Below are 19,680 nucleotides of genomic sequence, written 5' to 3' on the forward strand. Positions count from 1 at the left end.
AATCCGAAGATCAGAGCGCATCCGGTCCCTCAGGACCCAACAGCGTGCATGTGCCGGCTCACTCACCCCCAGCTTTCCCAACCCGAAGGCCGTACTAACTCGAAGATCACTCCCCCACACCTCATCAAACGTTCCACCCATGAGCGAACCGGCAAGACACATTCGGCCCTGATCCGGCGCCTGGACACCCCAAAGAGTGCCAGATGCTCCTTAGAAAGGAGGTGATCCAGCCGCACCTTCCGGTACGGCTACCTTGTTACGACTTAGTCCTAATTACCGATCCCACCTTCGACGGCTCCCTCCACAAGGGTTGGGCCACCGGCTTCAGGTGTTACCGACTTTCATGACTTGACGGGCGGTGTGTACAAGACCCGGGAACGTATTCACCGCAGCGTTGCTGATCTGCGATTACTAGCGACTCCGACTTCATGAGGTCGAGTTGCAGACCTCAATCCGAACTGGGACCGGCTTTTTGGGATTCGCTCCACCTCACGGTATTGCAGCCCTTTGTACCGGCCATTGTAGCATGCGTGAAGCCCAAGACATAAGGGGCATGATGATTTGACGTCATCCCCACCTTCCTCCGAGTTGACCCCGGCAGTATCCCATGAGTTCCCACCATTACGTGCTGGCAACATAGAACGAGGGTTGCGCTCGTTGCGGGACTTAACCCAACATCTCACGACACGAGCTGACGACAACCATGCACCACCTGTTCACCAGTGTCCAAAGAGTCCCGTATTTCTACGGTGTTCTGGTGTATGTCAAGCCTTGGTAAGGTTCTTCGCGTTGCATCGAATTAATCCGCATGCTCCGCCGCTTGTGCGGGTCCCCGTCAATTCCTTTGAGTTTTAGCCTTGCGGCCGTACTCCCCAGGCGGGGAACTTAATGCGTTAGCTGCGTCACGGAATCCGTGGAATGGACCCCACAACTAGTTCCCAACGTTTACGGGGTGGACTACCAGGGTATCTAAGCCTGTTTGCTCCCCACCCTTTCGCTCCTCAGCGTCAGTTACGGCCCAGAGATCTGCCTTCGCCATCGGTGTTCCTCCTGATATCTGCGCATTCCACCGCTACACCAGGAATTCCAATCTCCCCTACCGCACTCTAGTCTGCCCGTACCCACTGCAGACCCGAGGTTGAGCCTCGGGATTTCACAGCAGACGCGACAAACCGCCTACGAGCTCTTTACGCCCAATAATTCCGGATAACGCTTGCGCCCTACGTATTACCGCGGCTGCTGGCACGTAGTTAGCCGGCGCTTTTTCTGCAGGTACCGTCACTTTCGCTTCTTCCCTGCTAAAAGAGGTTTACAACCCGAAGGCCGTCATCCCTCACGCGGCGTTGCTGCATCAGGCTTGCGCCCATTGTGCAATATTCCCCACTGCTGCCTCCCGTAGGAGTCTGGGCCGTGTCTCAGTCCCAGTGTGGCCGGTCACCCTCTCAGGCCGGCTACCCGTCGACGCCTTGGTGAGCCATTACCTCACCAACAAGCTGATAGGCCGCGAGCTCATCCCTGACCAAAAAATCTTTCCAGCTACTGACCATGCGATCGCAGCTCGTATCCAGTATTAGACGCCGTTTCCAGCGCTTATCCCAGAGTCAGGGGCAGATTGCTCACGTGTTACTCACCCGTTCGCCACTGATCCACCCAGCAAGCTGGGCTTCACCGTTCGACTTGCATGTGTTAAGCACGCCGCCAGCGTTCATCCTGAGCCAGGATCAAACTCTCCAAAAAGAAAAAATGCATACACCACCGGGAAAACGACGATGCAGCGAGTTCGAAACTGACCAAAAGGATGCCATTACTGACAATCCATACGCCAACCCCAAAAGAGGCTGGACTTGATCCAAAGGAATCTCACCCAGCCGAAGCTGAGACGAGGTTATTTGGCATTTGACAAGTGCACGCTGTTGAGTTCTCAAGGATCGGATGCTCCTGCTGCTCGGCCTCTCAGCCTCACCCGCAGGGCAACTTCTCTATCTTATCCCTCTCGCGCATCTTGTCAAGTCGGCGTCTCAGGATCCGAGGATCCGTGGTGACGACCGCTGGCAACGGCTGCACGGGGGAAACCCTCATCCCAGACCGGATGGTCTGCCCTCGTGGAGGGTGTGGGATGGGGATCGGTTCTCCGCTTGAGGGGGCGAGGCCTTCCGGCCCTTCGCTCTTCCCTGTGGGGCGAACGGATACAAACTTAGGTCGGATCCGCGCCGGCGGCAAATCACACCGGCATCCCGGGCGTGTCGCGCGCTCCCCGGCGTCTGTCGGCGCGGCGTCGCGGCGATACTGGCGGTATGCGCATCCCCGTCGGCGACGGCCCGACCTGTCCTCTGTGCGGGGACCGCCTGGGCTTCGAGGTCCTGGACGACGAGAGGTTCCTCGTCGCCTGGTCGTGCCTCACCTGCGGGCCCGTCCTCACCACGGAGCCGTAGCCGGCGTCCCTCTCACCGCCGCGGTGTCAGAGCCGACGATCGAGCGGGCTCGTCCGTCCTCCGCGCATGGTGAGCGCAGTGGCGAGGGTGATCCCCACCAGCACCGTCACGTATCCGGAGAAGACCCACGGCGTCGCCGCGGTGGCGTGGTAGATCAGCGGCGCCGTTCCACCGAAGAGGGAGTTGGCCACGGCATAGCCGAAGCCGACGCCGAGAGCACGCAGCTGCGGAGGGAAGGCCTCGGCCTTGACGATCGTGTTGGTGGCGAGATAGCCGGTGAGCACGGTGAACACCGCGACGAGGGCGGCGAACAGCACCCACGGATCGAGGAGTCCCCCGGCCACGGCGACGACCGGGCCGATGACGATGACGCCCGCCACGCCGAAGAACACCAGGAGCGCCTTGCGCCCGACGCGATCGCTGAGCGCGCCGCCGACGGGCTGCAGCACCATCAGCACGATCAGCGCGAGCAGGATCGCGGTCGTGCTGGCCCGCTCGGCTGCCGCACCCCCGGAGCCGTACGCGGCCTCACGCGACACCGCCGGCACCGTGACGGTGAACGTGTAGAAGGCGGCCGTTCCGCCGGAGGTCATCAGGACGACCCACAGCAGCGGACGCCACCCCTCGCGCAGGAGGACGGCAAGAGTGACTCCCGCCGCGGGGCGACGCCGCTCCCCCGGCATCCGCCGCGCGACCAGCAGGGTCGACAGCCCGGCGAGCGCACCGATGCCGAACGCGACCCGCCATCCCCACACGGACACCTCTGCACGGTCGACCGATGTGAGCAGCACCAGCAGCGTGGCCTGCGCGAGCACCTGACCCGCCACGATCGTCGCCGTCTGGAACGACGAGAAGAAGCCGCGTCTGCCGTCGGTCGACACCTCCGAGAGGTACACCGCCGACACGCCGTACTCTCCGCCGGTCGCCACGCCCTGCACGAGCCCGACGAGCAGCAGGATGCCGCCGGCCGCCGCGCCCGCGGCCGACGCCGTCGGACTCACCGCCAGTACGGCCGACCCCGCCGACATCAGCAGGACGCTCGACACGAGCGCGAATCGCAGGCCTCGCCGATCGGCGATACGTCCGAACAGCCAGGACCCCACCGGTCGCATGACGAAGGTCAGCGCGAAGATGCCGTAGACGTAGACGAGTGAGCCCCCGTCGGCGGGGTCGAAGAACTCCGTCCGGAAGAACGGCGCAAACGCCGCGAAGACGTAGAGGTTGTACCACTGCACGAGGTTCGGGAACGACCCGCTGAGCAGCATCCGGAGACCTCGGGAGCGAGCCGGATCGACGCCGGCCGCCGGCGCGGCAGAACTCATGCGCTCACTTTAAGGGTGCTCCGCGGTGCGCCGGTGCGAGCGGGCCGGGGCGTCAGACGTTGAAGCGGAACTCCACCACGTCGCCGTCCTGCATGACGTAGTCCTTGCCCTCCAGGCGGGCCTTGCCCTTCGCACGCGCCTCGGCGACGGAGCCCAGCGCGACGAGATCGTCGAACGAGATGACCTCCGCCTTGATGAAGCCCTTCTCGAAGTCGGTGTGGATCACCCCCGCGGCCTGCGGCGCCTTCCACCCCTTGCCGATCGTCCAGGCGCGCGCCTCCTTGGGGCCCGCCGTGAGGTAGGTCTGGAGTCCGAGCGTGTCGAAGCCGATGCGGGCGAGCTGGTCGAGTCCCGACTCGTCCTGCCCCGTCGACGCGAGGAGGTCGGCGGCATCCGCCGGATCGAGGTCGATGAGCTCGGACTCGATCTTCGCGTCGAGGAAGACGGCCTTCGCCGGAGCCACGAGCGCGGCCAGCTCGGCCTTGCGGTCGGCATCCGTCAGCACTGCCTCGTCGACGTTGAACACGAAGATGAACGGCTTCGCCGTCAGCAGACCGAGCTCCCTGATCGGCGCGAGGTCGATTCCGGAGGCCGACAGCAGCTCGCCGCGCTGCAGCGCGTCACGCGCGGCGACGGCGGCCTCGAGCACGGCGGGATCGAGCTTCTTCCCGCGCACTTCCTTCTCGTACCGGTTGATCGCCTTCTCGAGCGTCTCGAGGTCGGCCAGCTGGAGCTCGGCGTTGATGGTCTCCATGTCGGATGCCGGGTCGACCTTGCCGTCCACGTGCACGACGTCGGAGTCGGCGAAGCCGCGGACCACCTGAGCGATCGCATCGGCCTCGCGGATGTTGGCGAGGAACTTGTTGCCGAGCCCCTCCCCCTCGCTCGCGCCGCGCACGATGCCCGCGATGTCCACGAAGGAGACGGCGGCCGGAAGGATGCGTTCGCTTCCAAAGACCGCGGCGAGCTTCTCGAGCCGCGGGTCGGGGAGGTTGACGACGCCGACGTTCGGCTCGATCGTCGCGAAGGGATAGTTGGCCGCGAGAACCTGGTTCTTGGTCAGCGCGTTGAACAGGGTCGACTTGCCGACGTTGGGGAGACCGACGATTCCGATGGTAAGAGCCACGGGATCTCAGTCTACGCGGGCGACGAGCTCACCCCGCGACGGCACGGAACCCGTGCGTGACGTACGGCAGCTCCACGCGCGCGTCGCCGACGGCTCCGATCTCGTCGAGCAGAGCGGCGACCTCCTGCTCGATGCGTGCGCGCTCCTCGGCCGGCGCGGTGATGACGTAGCTGCGCGAACGCACCATCGCGAGGACCTCATCGCGGGTGACCGCCCGCGACCAGCGCCAGCTCTCGTGCTCCAGCGTGCCGAACGGCGCCGCGACGGTCGGCCCCTCGCCCGCGAGCAGCTCCTCCGCGTGGCTTCCCTTCATCGCCGCACCCAGACGCGCGACCCAGGAGACCGACTCGTCGCGGATGTTCCAGATCAGCCCGATCACACCGCCGGGCCGCAGCACCCGCGCGGCCTCGGCAGAGGCCTCGGGAACGCGCACCCAGTGCCACGCCTGGCCGAAGACGACCGCATCGACGCTGCCGTCGGCCAGCCCCGTGGCCTCGGCCGCGCCCGCGCGCACCTCGACACCCGGAAGTGAACGACGAAAGGCGTCCCGCATCGCGGCATCCGGTTCGACGGCGACCACCTCCGCGCCCGCCCGCCGCAGCGCCTCGGTCAGCTTGCCGGTGCCGGCACCGACGTCGGCGACCCGCGGACGGAGGCCGGCCGGAGCGATCAACCAGGCGACGGCCTCCGCCGGGTACGACGGACGGCCCCGCTCGTACTCCCCCACCGCCGCCCCGAAGCTCGTCGCCATCTCGTCGCGCGTCGCCATGGTCCGACCCTACGCCGCCCGCAACCGCGTGCAACCTTCGGGTTCCTAGCGTCGGAGCATCGGGCGGAACGGCTCCGCCGAGAGGAAGTGATGTCGATGACGACTCTGACCGAAACCTCCGTCGCGGCGGGAACCCGCGACGATCGGACGACGATGCGCGCAGCCGTCGTGACCGCGGCGGGCGAACCCCTCGTCGTCGCGGAGGTCCCCGTCCCCACGCCGGGACCGGGCCAAGCCCTCGTGAAGGTCATCACGAGCGGTGTCTGCCACACCGACCTGCACGCCGCCCGCGGCGACTGGCCCGTCGCGCCGAAGCCGCAGCTCATACCCGGCCACGAAGGCTACGGCGAGGTCGTCGCCCTCGGTCCCGGCGTGACCACCCTGTCGATCGGACAGAAGGTCGGCAACGCGTGGCTGTGGTCGGCGTGTGGCACGTGCGAATACTGCCGCACCGGCTGGGAGACGCTGTGCCCCGATCAGCAGAACGGCGGATACTCCGTCGACGGCAGCTTCGGAGAGTTCATGCTCGTGGACGAGAAGTACGCGGCCCGCATCCCCGACGGCGCCGACCCGGTGGAGGTGGCGCCGATCCTCTGCGCCGGCGTCACCGTCTACAAGGGGCTCAAGATGACCGGGGTGCGCCCCGGCGAATGGGTCACGATCTCGGGCATCGGCGGGCTCGGACACATCGCCGTGCAGTACGCACGCGCCCTCGGGATGCGGGTCGCAGCGGTCGACGTCGACGACGACAAGCTGGAACTCGCGCGGCGGCACGGCGCCGAGGTGACGGTCAACGCGGCACACACCGACCCGGGAGCCGCCATCCAGGAGGCCACCGGCGGCACCCACGGGGTGCTCGTCACGGCCGTGCACCCGAAGGCGTTCGATCAGGCGCTCAGCGTCGTGCGGCGCGGAGCGACGATCGTCTTCAACGGACTGCCGCCCGGGACCTTCGACGCCGACATCTTCGACATCGTGCTGCGGGCGATCACGATCCGCGGCTCGATCGTGGGCACCCGCCAGGACATGATCGAGGCCCTGGACTTCTACGCGCGCGGCCAGATCCATCCGACGGTGCACGTCGAGACCCTCGAGGACATCAACGACATCTTCGAGCGGATGGAGCGGGGCAAGATCGACGGCCGGATCGTCATGACCTACTGACCCGGCGCCACGACCAGCGGGGAGCGATCGCAGCAGGATCGCTCCCCGCTCTCCTTGCGCCCCGGCCGCAGGCGGCCGTGTGCGGCGAGCACGGCGCGCCTGCCGCGGCGGCCGGGGCACGACACGCAGAGTGGACGCGTGGCCCTGGACTTCACCGCGATCGACTTCGAGACGGCGAACTCCTCCAGCGCCTCCGCGTGCGCCGTGGGACTCACCCGCGTCCGCGACGGGCGCGTCGTGGCGACCGCGGGTTGGCTGATCCAGCCCCCGCCGGGCCACGACCGGTTCTTCGAGATCAACGTCGGCATCCACGGCATCCGCCCCGAGGACGTCGCCGACGCCCCCTCCTGGGCCACCCAGCTCGACGACCTCGCCGCCTTCGTCGGCGATGACGTGGTCGTCGCGCACAACGCGGGCTTCGACATGAGCGTCCTGCGCCGCGCCTGCGAGGTGACGGATGCCGCGTGCCCGCCGTACCGCTACGTGTGCAGCCTCCAGGTGGCGCGCAAGACGTACGATCTCGCGTCCTACCGGCTCCCGCTGGTGGCCGCCGCCGCGGGGTTCCTCGATTTCGCGCACCACGATGCGACGGCCGACTCTTTGGCCTGCGCGCACATCATGATCGACGCCGCGGCCCGCGCGGGGGCGCACGACGTCGTCGAGCTCGCGATGCTGCTCGGTGTGCGCGTGCCGCAGCTCGCGGGCACGGCATCGCGCCCCACCGCGGCGGTTCCGACCTTCTGACGGTGCGGCGCACGACGATGTCCGAGGCCTCGGGCACGCTGTGCACATGGATGCACTCGTCGTCATCTCCCTCGCGGTCCTCTGCCTGATCTGCGGCCTGGTCGCCGGCTGGTTCACCGGCGGCGCCCGCGCCGCCGAACGTGCCGCCCGCGATGCTGCGGCGCTCACCGCGCGCCTGGGCGCCGCCGACGCGACGGCGCGCTCGCTCGGCGAGCAGCTCGAGCAGCAGCGGGCGCTCACCCGTGAGCTCAGCGCGCAGGCACGCGCCGACCAGAGCGCGCAGCAGGAGCGGGAACGACGCGAGCAGCTCGTGCTCCGCGCGCTCGCCCCGGTCCAGGAGACCTTGGAGGCGATGCAGCAGAAGGTGACCGCCCTCGAACGCGACCGCCAGACCCAGTTCGGCTCCCTCGCGGAACAGCTGCGCCAGGCGCAGGCGTCGGATGAGGCGCTGCGCGCGACGACGGAGTCGCTCGCCGGAGCCCTCCGCTCGAATGCGACGCGCGGGGTCTGGGGCGAGACGCAGCTGCGGCGGGTCGTCGAGTCGGCCGGGCTGACGCGTTACGTCGACTTCGACCTGCAGTCGTCGGTCACCTCGCACGCCGGCGAGGGGCGCCCCGACATGATCGTTCGCCTTCCCGGGGGCAAGTCGCTCGCCGTCGATGCGAAGGTGCCGCTCGACGCGTACCTCGAGGCATCCGCGATCCCCGTGACCGCTCTCGGGGAGGAGGCGGCCCGGCGGGCACAGCTGCTGCAGCGGCACGTGAAGGCGGTCCGCGCGCACGTGGACGCCCTCGCGAAGAAGGCCTACTGGAGCGGATTGGACTCCAGCCCCGAGTTCGTCGTGTGCTTCCTGCCGAACGAGGCGCTGCTCGCGACCGCCCTCGAGGAGGATCCGACCCTGCTCGACTACGCGTTCGGCAAGCGCGTGGCTCTGGCGTCGCCGGTCAACCTGTGGGCGGTCCTGAAGACCGTCGCCTACACCTGGACCCAGCAGGACGTCTCCGCCGAGGCGCGCCGTCTGTTCGATCTCGGAACCGAGCTCTACCAGCGCCTCGGCGCGCTCGCCGGGCACGCGGACGATCTCCGCCGCGCCATCGAGCGGACGGTGGACACCTACAACCGCTTCGCCGGGTCGCTGGAGACCCGCGTGCTCGTCACGGCGCGCAAGTTCCCCGGCATCGATGAGACGAAGCTGGATGCGGCGGCGGCACCCGCCGCGATCGAGAAGACACCGCGGAAGCTGATCGCCCCCGAACTCACCGACGGTGCCGCCGAGGCCATGGTCGCCGACGTGGGCGACCTGCGCGATCGACTGTGAGCGCGCCGGATCAGGCCGGGAAGAGGTTCAGCAGCCCGACGACCGCGACGGAGACCGCGACGAAAGCGCCGATCATCCACCACGCGCTGACCTGATGCCCTTCCGGCATCCGTCGCCGCAACAGGACGTCGGGCCTGCGCGCGGGGTCGACCGGCACGGTGACCTGACCCGTTCTGGGACTGCTCGATGCTGCGGACATGTGACCCCCGGACTGCGTGGACGACGTATGTGTCGCCGGTGACACCGCTCCACATTCTGCCAGAGCGGGCGTCAGCTGTCCTCCACGCCCCCCGCGCGTCGCGCTCAGAGCCACTTCGAGGTGAGGTGCTCCGAGGAGATGCGGCGCAGCGTTCCGGACGCGCCGCGCAGGACGACACTCTCGGTGTAGACGAAGTCGCCGTCGCGACGCACGCCCGCGACGAGCTCGCCGTTGGTGACACCGGTCGCGACGAAGATCGTGTTGCGTCCCTTCACCAATTCGTCGGCTTCGTAGACGTAGCCGTCCAGCTTGAGACCGGCGTCGATCCCCCGCTGCTTCTCGTCGTCGTCGCGCGCCCAGAGGCGACCCTGGATGTGACCGCCCAGCGCCTTGATCGCGCAGGTGGTCGCCACGCCCTCGGGGCTGCCGCCGATGCCGATGCACATGTCGGTGCGCGCGTTGTGGCGCGCCGCGTTGATGCCACCGGCGACGTCGCCGTCGCTCATCAGACGCGTGCCCGCGCCGGCTTCGCGGATCTCCTCGATGAGGCGCGCGTGGCGCGGACGGTTGAGCACGGAGACGACGAGTTCGTCGACGGGCTTGCCGAGCGAGGCGGCGAGCCGGCGGATGTTCTCGCCGACGGGCAGGCGGATGTCGACGACGCCGACGCCGGCGGGGCCGGTGACGATCTTGTCCATGTAGAAGACGCTCGAGGCGTCGAGCATCGAGCCGCGGTCGGAGACGGCGAGCACCGAGAGGGCGTTGTTGCGACCCTCCGCGGTCAGCGACGTGCCGTCGATGGGATCGACGGCGACATCGCACTGCGGCCCCCGCCCCGTCCCGACGTGCTCGCCGTTGAAGAGCATCGGGGCGTTGTCCTTCTCGCCCTCGCCGATCACGATGACGCCGTCGAAGGCGACGGTGGTCAGGAACGCGCGCATCGCGTCGACGGCCGCGCCGTCGGCCTTCTCCTTCTCGCCGCGCCCGATGAAGGGGACCGAGCGGATGGCTGCGGCCTCGGTGGCGCGCACGAGCTCCATCGCGAGGTTGCGGTCGGGGTGCAAAGGGCTCATGTCCGCGGTCAGGCTCACCATGTCGCCAGCCTAGAGCGACACCTGCGTCTGCCGTGGCGTTTTCGGCGGCGCCGCAACGAAGGAACCGCGATTCTTTCACCGCGGACAAGCGGGAGGGGACTCTTTTGCCCGGTCGCCCCCTCACGGACGGTCCCGCCGCTTCGATAGGCTGAGCCTGGAATCCCCGCAGAACTGAGGAGCAGAAATGCCTGTCGCCACCCCTGAGCAATACGCCGAGATGCTGGACCGTGCGAAGGCCGGTGGATACGCGTTCCCCGCGATCAACGCCGCCAGCTCGCAGTCGATCAATGCCGTCCTGCAGGGTCTGACCGAAGCCGGCTCCGACGGCATCATCCAGGTGACGACCGGCGGCGCCGACTACTTCGCCGGCCACACCGTCAAGGGCCGTGCCACGGGTGCCCTCGCGTTCGCGAAGTTCGCCACCGAGGTCGCGAAGAACTACCCGATCACGGTGGCCCTGCACACCGACCACTGCCCGAAGCCGGCGCTGGAGGACTTCGTGCTGCCGCTGATCGCGGCATCCGAGGAGGAGGTGCGCGCCGGTCGCAACCCCATCTTCCAGTCGCACATGTGGGACGGCTCGGCGGTGCCGCTCGAGGAGAACATCGAGATCGCCAAGCAGCTGCTCCCCCGCATGAAGAACATCAACGCCATCCTCGAGGTCGAGATCGGCGTCGTGGGCGGCGAGGAGGACGGCGTCAAGCACGAGGGGTCGAACGAGGCCCTGTACACGACCACCGCGGACGTCTCGAAGTTCGTCGACGCGCTCGGACTCGGCGAGAACGGCCGGTACATCGCGGCGCTGACGTTCGGCAACGTGCACGGCGTCTACAAGCCGGGCAACGTGAAGCTGCGCCCCGAGCTGCTCGGCGAGATCCAGGCGGGCATCGCGGAGAAGTTCGGCACCGGCGCGAAGCCCCTCGACCTCGTGTTCCACGGCGGCAGCGGCTCGACGCCGGAGGAGATCGCCACCGCGGTCGCCAACGGCGTCGTCAAGATGAACATCGACACCGACACGCAGTACGCGTTCACGCGCTCGGTCGCCGGGTTCATGTTCAGCAACTACGACGGCGTGCTCAAGGTCGACGGCGAGGTGGGCAACAAGAAGGCCTACGACCCGCGCGCCTGGGGCAAGATCGCCGAGTCGGCGATGGCGGCCCGCGTGGTCGAGGCCACGCAGCAGCTCGGTTCGGCGGGCCACTCGATCAGCATCTGATCCGTCCCCGTACGACGAACGCCCCCGGAGCCGCGCTCTGGGGGCGTTCGACGTACGGGCCGTCGCCGCGGATGCCCGACCGTGACCGGCGCGGGGCGCCCGCGACGATCACGCGGGATCGGCGTACGCGTCCAGGAGTCCGGGCGCGCCGTCGGGCACGTGGATGACGGTGAGGGGGTCGCCGGCGCGGACCGACCCGGTGCGCACGACGCGCAGGTACGGGCCCAGTCGACGCTCCGCCGAGAAGCGGCGTACCCAGCCGCGCTCGGCCGACCGGTCGACCGTGCGCACCCAGCGCGCGAACGTCTGGCAGGGCGTTCGCGGCATCGTCACCTCGACGACGGCGGTCTCGCCGATCCTCCATCGCTCGCCGATGCGCGAGCGGTTGACGTCCAGCCCGTCGACGCGGAGGTTCTCGCCGAACCACCCGGGCGGCAGGTCGACGCCCAACTCGGCCGCCCAGAAGTCGGCGTCCTCCTGCGCGTAGGCGTAGAGGGCCTTGTCGAGGCCGCCGTGGTGCTTGCGATTGGCCTGGACGTCGGCATACGCGCCGTAGCGTCCGAGGCGGACCGGCCCCTCGACGGCGGCCTTGTCGATCGCGGTCACCCCGAGCGCCCCGGCGTCGGGTCGCAGCGCCCGCACGACGCACACCGCGAGGAGCGTGCCGGATGCGCTCATCGGGCGAAGTGGCTGACGATCGCGGGGTCGCCGAGCAGGGGGATCGTGAGGCACACCGTCGCGATGATGAACGTCACGATGGCCCCGACGAGGGGAATCCACCACGACAGCCGGTGCGCCCTCAGCGAGGCCCAGGACAGCACGGCCGTCAGCATCCAGCCTCCGATGAAGACGAACGCCGAGATGCGCCCCCACAACTCGCCCTGCGCCGTGTTGGTGAAGGTGGCGTCGATCCCGGCGACCTGCATCCAGGTCTGCGCGAAGCCCGCGAAGTCCCACAGCTGGGGAACCGCGCTGATGACGGTGACGAGGCCGTAGACGAGCAGCGCGAAGGTGATGATCCGATCGGCCGTGCGCGACGGACGCGCCGCGGCGGTCGTCGCCGGCGCGGTCGGCGGATGCGCACGGCTCGGGACGGTGGGCGGGAGCACGGGATGCTGCGCCGGCAGCGCCGGCTGCGCGATGCGCGCGCGCTGCTCCTCCGGTGTGGCGTACTCGCCGTACTGCGGGCGCGGGCGCGTCGGCTCCGCCGCGGGCTCGCTCACGTCCGGGACCGCCCGCCGAGCGCGCGGTCGTCACGGCGTCCGGTGGCGTCCTGACGCAGCTCCTTCGGGAGGGAGAACATCAGGTCCTCCTCGGCGGTGCGCACCTGCTCGACGTCGGCGTAGCCGGCGCCGGCCAGATCGGCGAGCACTTCCTGGACGAGGACCTCGGGGACCGAGGCGCCGCTGGTGACGCCGACCGTTCCGACGCCGTCGAGCCACTCCTGCCGGATCTCGTGCGCGTAGTCGACCCGGTAGGCCGCCTTCGCGCCGTACTCGAGGGCGACCTCGACCAGACGTACCGAGTTCGAGGAGTTCGACGAGCCGACGACGATGACCAGATCCGCGTCCTTGGCGACCTTCTTGATGGCGACCTGGCGGTTCTGCGTCGCGTAGCAGATGTCGTCCGACGGCGGATCCTGCAGGCTCGGGAAGCGCTCACGCAGACGGCGCACGGTCTCCATGGTCTCGTCGACCGAGAGCGTGGTCTGCGAGAGCCACACGACCTTCTCCGGGTCTTTGACGACCACGCGATCGGCCTCGTCGGGCGAGTTCACGACGGTGACGTGGTCGGGAGCCTCTCCGGCGGTGCCTTCGACCTCTTCGTGGCCGTCGTGGCCGATGAGCAGGATCTCGAAGTCGTCGCGCGCGAAGCGCACCGCCTCGCGGTGCACCTTGGTGACGAGCGGGCAGGTCGCGTCGATCGCCTGCAGCCCGCGCTCGGATGCCGCGTTCACGACGGCCGGCGAGACCCCGTGCGCGCTGAAGACCACGTGCGCACCGGACGGGACCTCGTCGACCTCTTCGACGAAGATCGCCCCCTTCGCCTCGAGCTCGGTGACGACGTGGATGTTGTGGACGATCTGCTTGCGCACGTACACCGGGGCGCCGTAGCGTTCCAGCGCCTTCTCGACGGCGATCACGGCGCGGTCCACCCCCGCGCAGTATCCGCGCGGGGAGGCCAGGAGGACCTTCTTGGGTCCTGGCACCGGGTTATCCTGGAGCCGTCCGCGCGGTCCTGGGATATGGGGCGTCGGTAGACGGACGGCAGAGCTGCTCACCCCTCGATTCTAGGGAGGGCGGGCTGAGTGAGGGCCGCATGCGCGCGGCGGAAAGGCAGCGATGGCTTCGTTCGCGTCCGCTCCCGGTGAGGTCGCTCCGCCGGATGCCGTGGCCCCGCGCGATTCCCGCGCCGACGCGCCGACCTCCGTGTCGCGGCTGAACGAGACGATCCGCGGCTTCGTGTCGACCTGGGGCTCGGTGTGGGTCGAAGGCGAGATCACGGCGTGGAACCTCCGCGGCGGTCACGTCTTCGGCCGCCTGAAGGACGCCAACGGCGACGCGATGATCTCCTTCCGCCTGTGGTCATCGACGCTCCAGCGGCTGCAGGACGACGTGAAGGTGGGCGACCTGGTGGTCGCGTGCGTCAAGAGCGACTTCTTCGTCAAGACGGGCGATTTCACCTTCACGGTGTCGGCCATGCGGCACACGGGCCTGGGAGACCAGCTCGAACGGCTGGAGCGACTGCGCACCCGGCTGCGGAGCGAGGGGCTGTTCGACCCCGCGCGCAAGAAGCGCATCCCGTTCCTCCCGCACGTCGTCGGGCTCATCACGGGTGAGCGCAGTGACGCCGAGAAGGACGTGCACCGCAACGCCGAGCTGCGCTGGCCGGAGGTGCGCTTCCGCACGATCCACGCCGCGGTGCAGGGCGAACGCTGCGTGCCGGAGACGATCGCCGCGCTGGCCGCGCTGGACGCCGACCCCGAGGTGGACGTCATCGTGATCGCCCGCGGCGGCGGCGACCCCCAGACCCTCCTCGGCTTCAGCGACGAGCGTCTGGTGCGAGCGGTGGCCGCGGCATCCACCCCTGTCGTCTCGGCGATCGGGCACGAGAACGATCACCCGCTCCTCGACGACGTCGCCGACCTGCGCGCCTCCACCCCCACGGATGCCGCGAAGAAGGTCGTCCCCGACGTGTCGGAGCAGCGCGCGCTCGTGCAGCAGCTGCGCACGCGCGCCCGCACCCGTCTCACCCAGCGGATCTCGCACGACATCGCCCAGCTGGAGCAGCTGCGCTCGCGGCCGGTGCTGCGCTCCCCCGAGTCGCTGCTCACGCCGCGCTCGCACGAGCTGTGGACGCTCGTGTCGCGCGGTCGCGACGTCGTGACGCGGCGCCTGGATGCCGCCGACCGGACGACCGCACAGCTGCGGGCCTCGCTGCGCGCGCTGTCGCCCGGGGCGACGCTGTCGCGCGGATATGCGATCGCGCACCTGGACGGCGGCGTCATCGTCCGGGACGCCGCTCAGGCCCCGGCGGGGGCGTCGGTCACGGTCACCGTCGCGGAGGGATCGTTCGCTGCGCGATCGGAGGGACCCGTCGCCGAAGACGTCGGGGCGGCGTCCTAGAATGGACGCCATGACCAGCGACACGGCCGCCGACGTCGCCGATCTCTCGTTCGAGCAGGCACGCGACGAGCTCGTCCGCGTCGTCGCCGAACTCGAGCAGGGCGCCCCGACCCTCGAGCACTCCCTCGCGCTCTGGACGCGGGGAGAGGCGCTCGCAGCCCGCTGCGAGGAGTGGCTCCTGGGCGCCAAGCGCCTGCTCGATGCCGCTCGTCCGGCGGACGCGGAGTCGTGATGGCCGCCGGTCCCCGCATCGTCGCCGAGCTCGGTCGCCCCGAGACGCCCGACGAGACCGCCGACCGCAAGGCTGCGGCATCCCGCGCCTATCGGCAGAGCAAGACGTTCCGCAACCTCGTCGCCGCACTGCTCGTGACGATGGCGGTCGTCGCCGTCGTGTACTTCGGCGTGCCCCGCGGGTCGCTGCCCGACCCCGAAGAGGCCGACGTGGCGGCATCCGCGCAGAGCGCATCGGCATCGCTGGAGCACACCCTGCTCGTTCCCACGGTGCCGCAGGACTGGCGCGCCAACTCCGCGCGTCTCGAGGGCTCGATGTGGCGCATCGTCTACGCGCCGCCGACCGGCTACATCCGCATCGCGCAGGGCATCGACGCCGACCCGACGTGGGCATCGAAGGTGCTCGGGGGCTTCGCCCCGACGGGGAGCGTCACGATCGACGGCATCGTCTGGGACGAGTACACGATCCCGGCGTCGGCACGCACCGACACGGTCTCCTACGCCCTCTCGACGGCGGCCGGCACCGACACGGTCCTCATCTACGGGGCCACCGACGCCCCCACCGCCGCGGTCGCCGCCACCGGCGTGACCGACCAGATCCGCACCCTGCGCGAGGAGACGCGATGAGCACGACGACCCGCCCGACGCCCGCGACCGTCTGGGCCGAGATGCGCGAAGGCAATGAGCGCTTCGTGGCGGGAGAGCCCCGCCACCCCCGTCAGGACGTCGAGCGCCGCAACGAGCTCGCGGCCGCGCAGACCCCGCGCGCCGCGCTGTTCGGATGCGCGGACTCGCGCCTGGCGGCCGAGATCATCTTCGACCAGGGCCTCGGCGATCTGTTCGTGGTCCGCAACGCCGGACAGGTGGCCTCCGATTCGGCGATCGCCAGCCTGGAGTATGCCGTCGCGGCGCTCGATGTGTCGTTGATCATCGTGCTCGCCCACGACGCGTGCGGGGCGGTGCGCGCCGCCATCGACTCGACGGCCCTCGGCTCGCCCGAGCTGCCCTCGCACATCTGGCGCCTGATCGCCCGCATCGTGCCGGCGGCGCGAACCGTGCTGCGCGACGCCGGCGGCGACGTCGACCCGCGCACGCTGGATGCCGAGGAGGTCGGCCGCGAACACCTCAAGAACACGGTCGACGACCTCCTCGCCTCCTCGCGGCTGATCGCCGAGGCCGTGGCCGAGGGACGACTGGGCATCGTCGGGGCCAACTACCGGCTGAGCGAGGGCACCGCCGTGCCGCACGTCACGGTCGGACTCGACGAGGCCTGACCGGTCCCGCCCGCGCCCCGCCCGACATCACCACAACAGAACACGCACAGGAAACGAGGACGTGACCGCAATGACCGAGACCACCGAGTACCGCATCGAGCACGACACGATGGGTGAGGTGCGCGTCCCCAAGGACGCGCTGTACGCCGCGCAGACGCAGCGCGCCGTGGAGAACTTCCCGATCTCGGGGACGGGACTCGAGTCGACCCAGATCGCCGCGCTCGCCCGCATCAAGAAGGCGGCCGCCCTCGCGAACAAGGAGCTCGGCACCATGGACGGCGCGATCGCCGATGCGATCGCCGCCGCCGCCGATGACGTCATCACGGGCCGCTACGACGCGCACTTCCCGGTCGACACCTACCAGACCGGCTCGGGCACCTCCTCGAACATGAACATGAACGAGGTGCTGGCCTCCCTCGCGACGCAGAAGCTCGGTGCCCCGGTGCACCCGAACGACCACGTCAACGCGTCGCAGTCGTCCAACGACGTCTTCCCGACATCGGTGCACATCGCGGTCACGCAGGCCCTCATCGACGACCTCATCCCGGCGCTGGACCACCTGGCGGTCGCGCTCGAGGCGAAGGCGGAGCTGTGGAAGGACGCCGTGAAGTCCGGCCGCACGCACCTGATGGATGCGACGCCGGTGACCCTCGGCCAGGAGTTCGGCGGCTACGCCCGCCAGATCCGCCTCGGCATCGAGCGGGTGCGCGCGGTGCTCCCCCGCGTGGGCGAGGTCCCGCTGGGCGGCACCGCCGTGGGTACCGGCATCAACACCCCGCTCGGCTTCCCGCAGAAGGTCATCGCGCTGCTGGCCGAGGAGACCGAGCTGCCGATCACGGAGGCGAAGGACCACTTCGAGGCCCAGGCCAACCGCGACGGGCTCGTCGAGGCCTCCGGCGCGCTGCGCACGATCGCGGTGTCGCTCACGAAGATCAACAACGACCTGCGGTGGATGGGCTCCGGCCCCAACACGGGACTCGGGGAGCTGCACATCCCCGACCTGCAGCCGGGCTCGTCGATCATGCCCGGAAAGGTCAACCCCGTCGTACCCGAGGCCACGCTCATGGTGTGTGCCCGGGTGATCGGCAACGACGCCACGGTCGCCTGGGCCGGGGCGTCGGGCTCGTTCGAGCTCAACGTCGCGATCCCCGTCATGGGCACCGCCCTGCTGGAGTCGATCCGGCTGCTGTCCAACGCGATGCGCGTGCTGGCCGACAAGACGATCGACGGCCTGCAGGCGAACCTCGACCGCGCCGCCGCCTTCGCGGGGATGTCGCCGTCGATCGTGACGCCGCTGAACAAGCTGATCGGGTACGAGGCCGCGGCGAAGATCGCCAAGCACGCCGTCGCCAAGGGCATCACGGTGCGCGAGGCCGTCATCGACCTCGGCTACGTCGAGCGCGGCGAGCTGACGGAGGAGCAGCTCGACGCCAAGCTCGACCTGCTCTCGATGACGCACCCGGGCTGATCGCGGCCGCCTCGATCCCGGGTCGATAATCAGAGGGTGAACCGCGCCGCCAGCACCGCCCGTACGGGACGTCGCGCGCGCACGCTGGCGGTGCTGCTCGCCGTCGTGACCGGCGGATTCGCGTTCACCGCGCTGGCCCTGCTCCTGCTGCACGCGGCCACGGGCACCGAGACGACCTGGGCGGACGTCGGCGTCTTCGCTACCGCCGCGGTCCTCACCCTGGCCGCGACGGCGGTCGTCGGCTGGTTCCTCGTCGACGCGGATCCGCGTCGCCCTCCCGATCTCCCCGAACTCCCCGAGGGTCTCGACACCCCCGACGCGCTCTTCGACGCGCAGCGCCGACTGCTCGACGACGTGCGCCACGAGCTGAAGACGCCGATCACGATCGTGCGGGGACACCTCGAGTTGATGGATGCCGCGGACCCCGCCGACGTGGCGTCCACCCGGACCCTCGGCATCGCCGAGCTGGATCGCATGACGCGGCTGATCGGCGACATCGATCTGCTGGCGGCGGTGGAGAGCGACAGCTTCACGATGGGCGACGTCGATCTGGCGGCGCTCACCCAGCGCGTCGCCGAGCTCGTCACGGTGATCGGCGGCCACGGCTGGAGCGTCGAACAGCGCGCGGCGGGCATCATCCACGGCGACCACGACCGTCTTCTGCAAGCGTGGCTGCAACTGGCGGACAACGCAGCCAAGTACACGCCGTCCGACTCCCCCATCGAGATCGGCAGTGCCGTGCACCCGTCCGGCGCGCAGCTGTGGGTGCGCGACCACGGCCCCGGCATCCCGCCGTCATTGCGGCATCGCATCTTCCGCCGCTTCGATCGGGGCACCGGCAAGCGCGCGGTGGGCGGATCGGGGCTGGGGCTGGCGATCGTCGACACGATCGCGCGCGCCCACGCCGGTCACTGCACCGTCGCCGACACGCCGGGAGGCGGCGCGACGTTCACCATCGAGATCCCCATCGGCACGCAGGCGACCCTCCCGACGCCCGTGCGCGCGGGGGATGTCGTCCAACAACGGGAGGCCTCCGGATGACCCGCATCCTCATCGTCGACGACGAACCGCACATCGTGTCCATGGTGTCGCGCGCCCTGGCGGCCGAGGGTCATGAGAGCGTCGCGTGCGACGACGGTCCGGCCGGCCTGGAACGGGCGCTGCGCGGCGACATCGATCTCGTGATCCTCGACGTGGGCCTTCCCACGATGGACGGGTTCGAGGTGCTGCGGCATCTGCGCGCGGACGGCGCGACCGTGCCGGTGATCATGCTCACCGCCCGCAGCTCGGCACGCGACGCCGTCGACGGGTTGGATGCCGGGGCCAGCGACTACGTGCCGAAGCCGTTCTCGCTGGCGGAGCTCATGGCACGGGTACGCTCGCGTCTGCGGGAGCGCACCGGCACGATCGTCATGGTGCTGACGCAGGGCGACGTCAGTCTGGACCTGCTCGCGCGACGCACGACCGTGGCGGGGCGCGAGGTCGACCTCTCGGCTCGGGAGTTCGCGCTGGCGGAGCAGTTCCTGCGGCATCCGGGCGAGGTGCTCACCCGCGAGACGCTGCTCAGCCGCATCTGGGGTCTGGACTTCGACCCCGGCTCGAACGTGGTCGACGTGTACGTCCGGTATCTGCGGGCGAAGCTCGGCGCCGAGCACATCGTGACGGTGCGCGGCGAGGGCTACCGCTGGGAGTAGCCC

General features: G+C 69.4%; 19 protein-coding genes and 1 rRNA gene. 11 read left to right on the forward strand and 9 right to left on the reverse strand.

Annotated elements, in window-relative coordinates; all coding sequences use genetic code 11:
- Positions 1-214 precede the first annotated feature (214 nt).
- The 4 genes from KY498_RS04985 to KY498_RS05000 all read right to left on the reverse strand — a co-directional run bounded on the left by KY498_RS04985 (position 215) and on the right by KY498_RS05000 (position 5,649).
- Positions 215-1,737 (reverse strand): 16S ribosomal RNA (locus KY498_RS04985).
- Positions 1,738-2,458: 721 nt separating this feature from the next.
- Positions 2,459-3,754 carry an MFS transporter gene (locus KY498_RS04990; protein ID WP_191008392.1) on the reverse strand — a complete coding sequence of 432 codons (1,296 nt, stop codon included), beginning with the start codon at positions 3,752-3,754 and terminating at the stop codon, positions 2,459-2,461.
- Positions 3,755-3,806: 52 nt separating this feature from the next.
- Positions 3,807-4,880 (reverse strand): redox-regulated ATPase YchF, encoded by a 1,074-nt coding sequence (gene ychF, locus KY498_RS04995; protein WP_191008363.1) that lies wholly within the window; start codon positions 4,878-4,880, stop codon positions 3,807-3,809.
- A 28-nt stretch (positions 4,881-4,908) separates the two neighbouring features.
- Entirely contained in the window at positions 4,909-5,649 is a 741-nt protein-coding gene (locus tag KY498_RS05000) for a class I SAM-dependent methyltransferase (protein ID WP_191008362.1), read from the reverse strand.
- Positions 5,650-5,745: 96 nt separating this feature from the next.
- On the opposite strand from KY498_RS05000, the gene adhP reads away from it, so the two are divergent.
- The 3 genes from adhP to KY498_RS05015 all read left to right on the forward strand — a co-directional run bounded on the left by adhP (position 5,746) and on the right by KY498_RS05015 (position 8,875).
- Entirely contained in the window at positions 5,746-6,813 is a 1,068-nt protein-coding gene (gene adhP / locus KY498_RS05005; protein ID WP_082734120.1) for an alcohol dehydrogenase AdhP, read from the forward strand.
- A gap of 138 nt (positions 6,814-6,951) precedes the next feature.
- Positions 6,952-7,557: an exonuclease domain-containing protein gene (locus tag KY498_RS05010; RefSeq protein WP_060959248.1), complete on the forward strand. Its 606-nt coding sequence runs from the start codon at positions 6,952-6,954 to the stop codon at positions 7,555-7,557.
- A gap of 46 nt (positions 7,558-7,603) precedes the next feature.
- Entirely contained in the window at positions 7,604-8,875 is a 1,272-nt protein-coding gene (locus tag KY498_RS05015) for a DNA recombination protein RmuC (RefSeq protein ID WP_191008361.1), read from the forward strand.
- Positions 8,876-8,885: 10 nt separating this feature from the next.
- Here the strand turns inward: KY498_RS05015 and KY498_RS05020 are convergent, their stop codons facing one another.
- Together KY498_RS05020 and glpX are read right to left on the reverse strand one after the other, a co-directional pair.
- Entirely contained in the window at positions 8,886-9,032 is a 147-nt protein-coding gene (locus tag KY498_RS05020; RefSeq protein ID WP_223848899.1) for a hypothetical protein, read from the reverse strand.
- Positions 9,033-9,178: 146 nt separating this feature from the next.
- On the reverse strand, positions 9,179-10,168 hold the full coding sequence (glpX, locus tag KY498_RS05025) for a class II fructose-bisphosphatase (protein ID WP_060959245.1): 990 nt from the start codon (positions 10,166-10,168) through the stop codon (positions 9,179-9,181).
- Between the two features lie 184 nt (positions 10,169-10,352).
- Between glpX and fbaA the strand changes: the two genes are divergently transcribed.
- Positions 10,353-11,384, forward strand: a complete 1,032-nt coding sequence (gene fbaA, locus KY498_RS05030; protein ID WP_060959244.1) for a class II fructose-bisphosphate aldolase — start codon at positions 10,353-10,355, stop codon at positions 11,382-11,384.
- 108 nt (positions 11,385-11,492) lie between these two features.
- On the opposite strand, the gene KY498_RS05035 is transcribed toward fbaA, so the two are convergent.
- The 3 genes from KY498_RS05035 to KY498_RS05045 are packed head-to-tail and all read right to left on the reverse strand — an operon-like array spanning position 11,493 to position 13,593.
- Positions 11,493-12,062 (reverse strand): MOSC domain-containing protein, encoded by a 570-nt coding sequence (locus tag KY498_RS05035; RefSeq protein WP_060959243.1) that lies wholly within the window; start codon positions 12,060-12,062, stop codon positions 11,493-11,495.
- Complete coding sequence (locus tag KY498_RS05040; protein ID WP_061782549.1) at positions 12,059-12,607, reverse strand: DUF6264 family protein; 549 nt, start codon at positions 12,605-12,607, stop codon at positions 12,059-12,061. Before KY498_RS05040 ends, KY498_RS05035 begins: the two co-directional genes overlap by 4 nt.
- Entirely contained in the window at positions 12,604-13,593 is a 990-nt protein-coding gene (locus KY498_RS05045) for a 4-hydroxy-3-methylbut-2-enyl diphosphate reductase (protein WP_060959241.1), read from the reverse strand. Before KY498_RS05045 ends, KY498_RS05040 begins: the two co-directional genes overlap by 4 nt.
- 133 nt (positions 13,594-13,726) lie before the next feature.
- On the opposite strand from KY498_RS05045, the gene xseA reads away from it, so the two are divergent.
- The 7 genes from xseA (at position 13,727) to KY498_RS05080 (ending at position 19,677) form a co-directional block, all read left to right on the forward strand.
- Complete coding sequence (xseA, locus tag KY498_RS05050) at positions 13,727-15,010, forward strand: exodeoxyribonuclease VII large subunit (RefSeq protein ID WP_191008360.1); 1,284 nt, start codon at positions 13,727-13,729, stop codon at positions 15,008-15,010.
- 1 nt (position 15,011) lies between these two features.
- The gene (locus tag KY498_RS05055; protein WP_082734119.1) at positions 15,012-15,242 is read left to right on the forward strand and encodes an exodeoxyribonuclease VII small subunit; all 231 of its coding nucleotides are present in this window, start codon (positions 15,012-15,014) and stop codon (positions 15,240-15,242) included.
- Entirely contained in the window at positions 15,242-15,868 is a 627-nt protein-coding gene (locus tag KY498_RS05060) for a DUF4245 family protein (RefSeq protein ID WP_060959239.1), read from the forward strand. The genes KY498_RS05055 and KY498_RS05060 overlap by 1 nt, the downstream gene beginning before the upstream one ends.
- A complete protein-coding gene (locus KY498_RS05065; protein ID WP_101306035.1) occupies positions 15,865-16,515 on the forward strand; it encodes a carbonic anhydrase in 651 nt (216 codons plus the stop codon). Before KY498_RS05060 ends, KY498_RS05065 begins: the two co-directional genes overlap by 4 nt.
- Positions 16,516-16,585: 70 nt before the next feature.
- A complete protein-coding gene (locus KY498_RS05070; RefSeq protein WP_191008359.1) occupies positions 16,586-17,983 on the forward strand; it encodes an aspartate ammonia-lyase in 1,398 nt (465 codons plus the stop codon).
- Positions 17,984-18,019: 36 nt separating this feature from the next.
- Positions 18,020-19,024 carry a cell wall metabolism sensor histidine kinase WalK gene (locus KY498_RS05075; protein WP_223848897.1) on the forward strand — a complete coding sequence of 335 codons (1,005 nt, stop codon included), beginning with the start codon at positions 18,020-18,022 and terminating at the stop codon, positions 19,022-19,024.
- On the forward strand, positions 19,021-19,677 hold the full coding sequence (locus tag KY498_RS05080; RefSeq protein ID WP_060959235.1) for a response regulator transcription factor: 657 nt from the start codon (positions 19,021-19,023) through the stop codon (positions 19,675-19,677). The genes KY498_RS05075 and KY498_RS05080 overlap by 4 nt, the downstream gene beginning before the upstream one ends.
- The last annotated feature ends 3 nt before the right edge of the window (positions 19,678-19,680 follow it).

Source organism: Microbacterium sp. PAMC21962 (assembly GCF_019443465.1).
Lineage (GTDB): Bacteria > Actinomycetota > Actinomycetes > Actinomycetales > Microbacteriaceae > Microbacterium > Microbacterium hominis.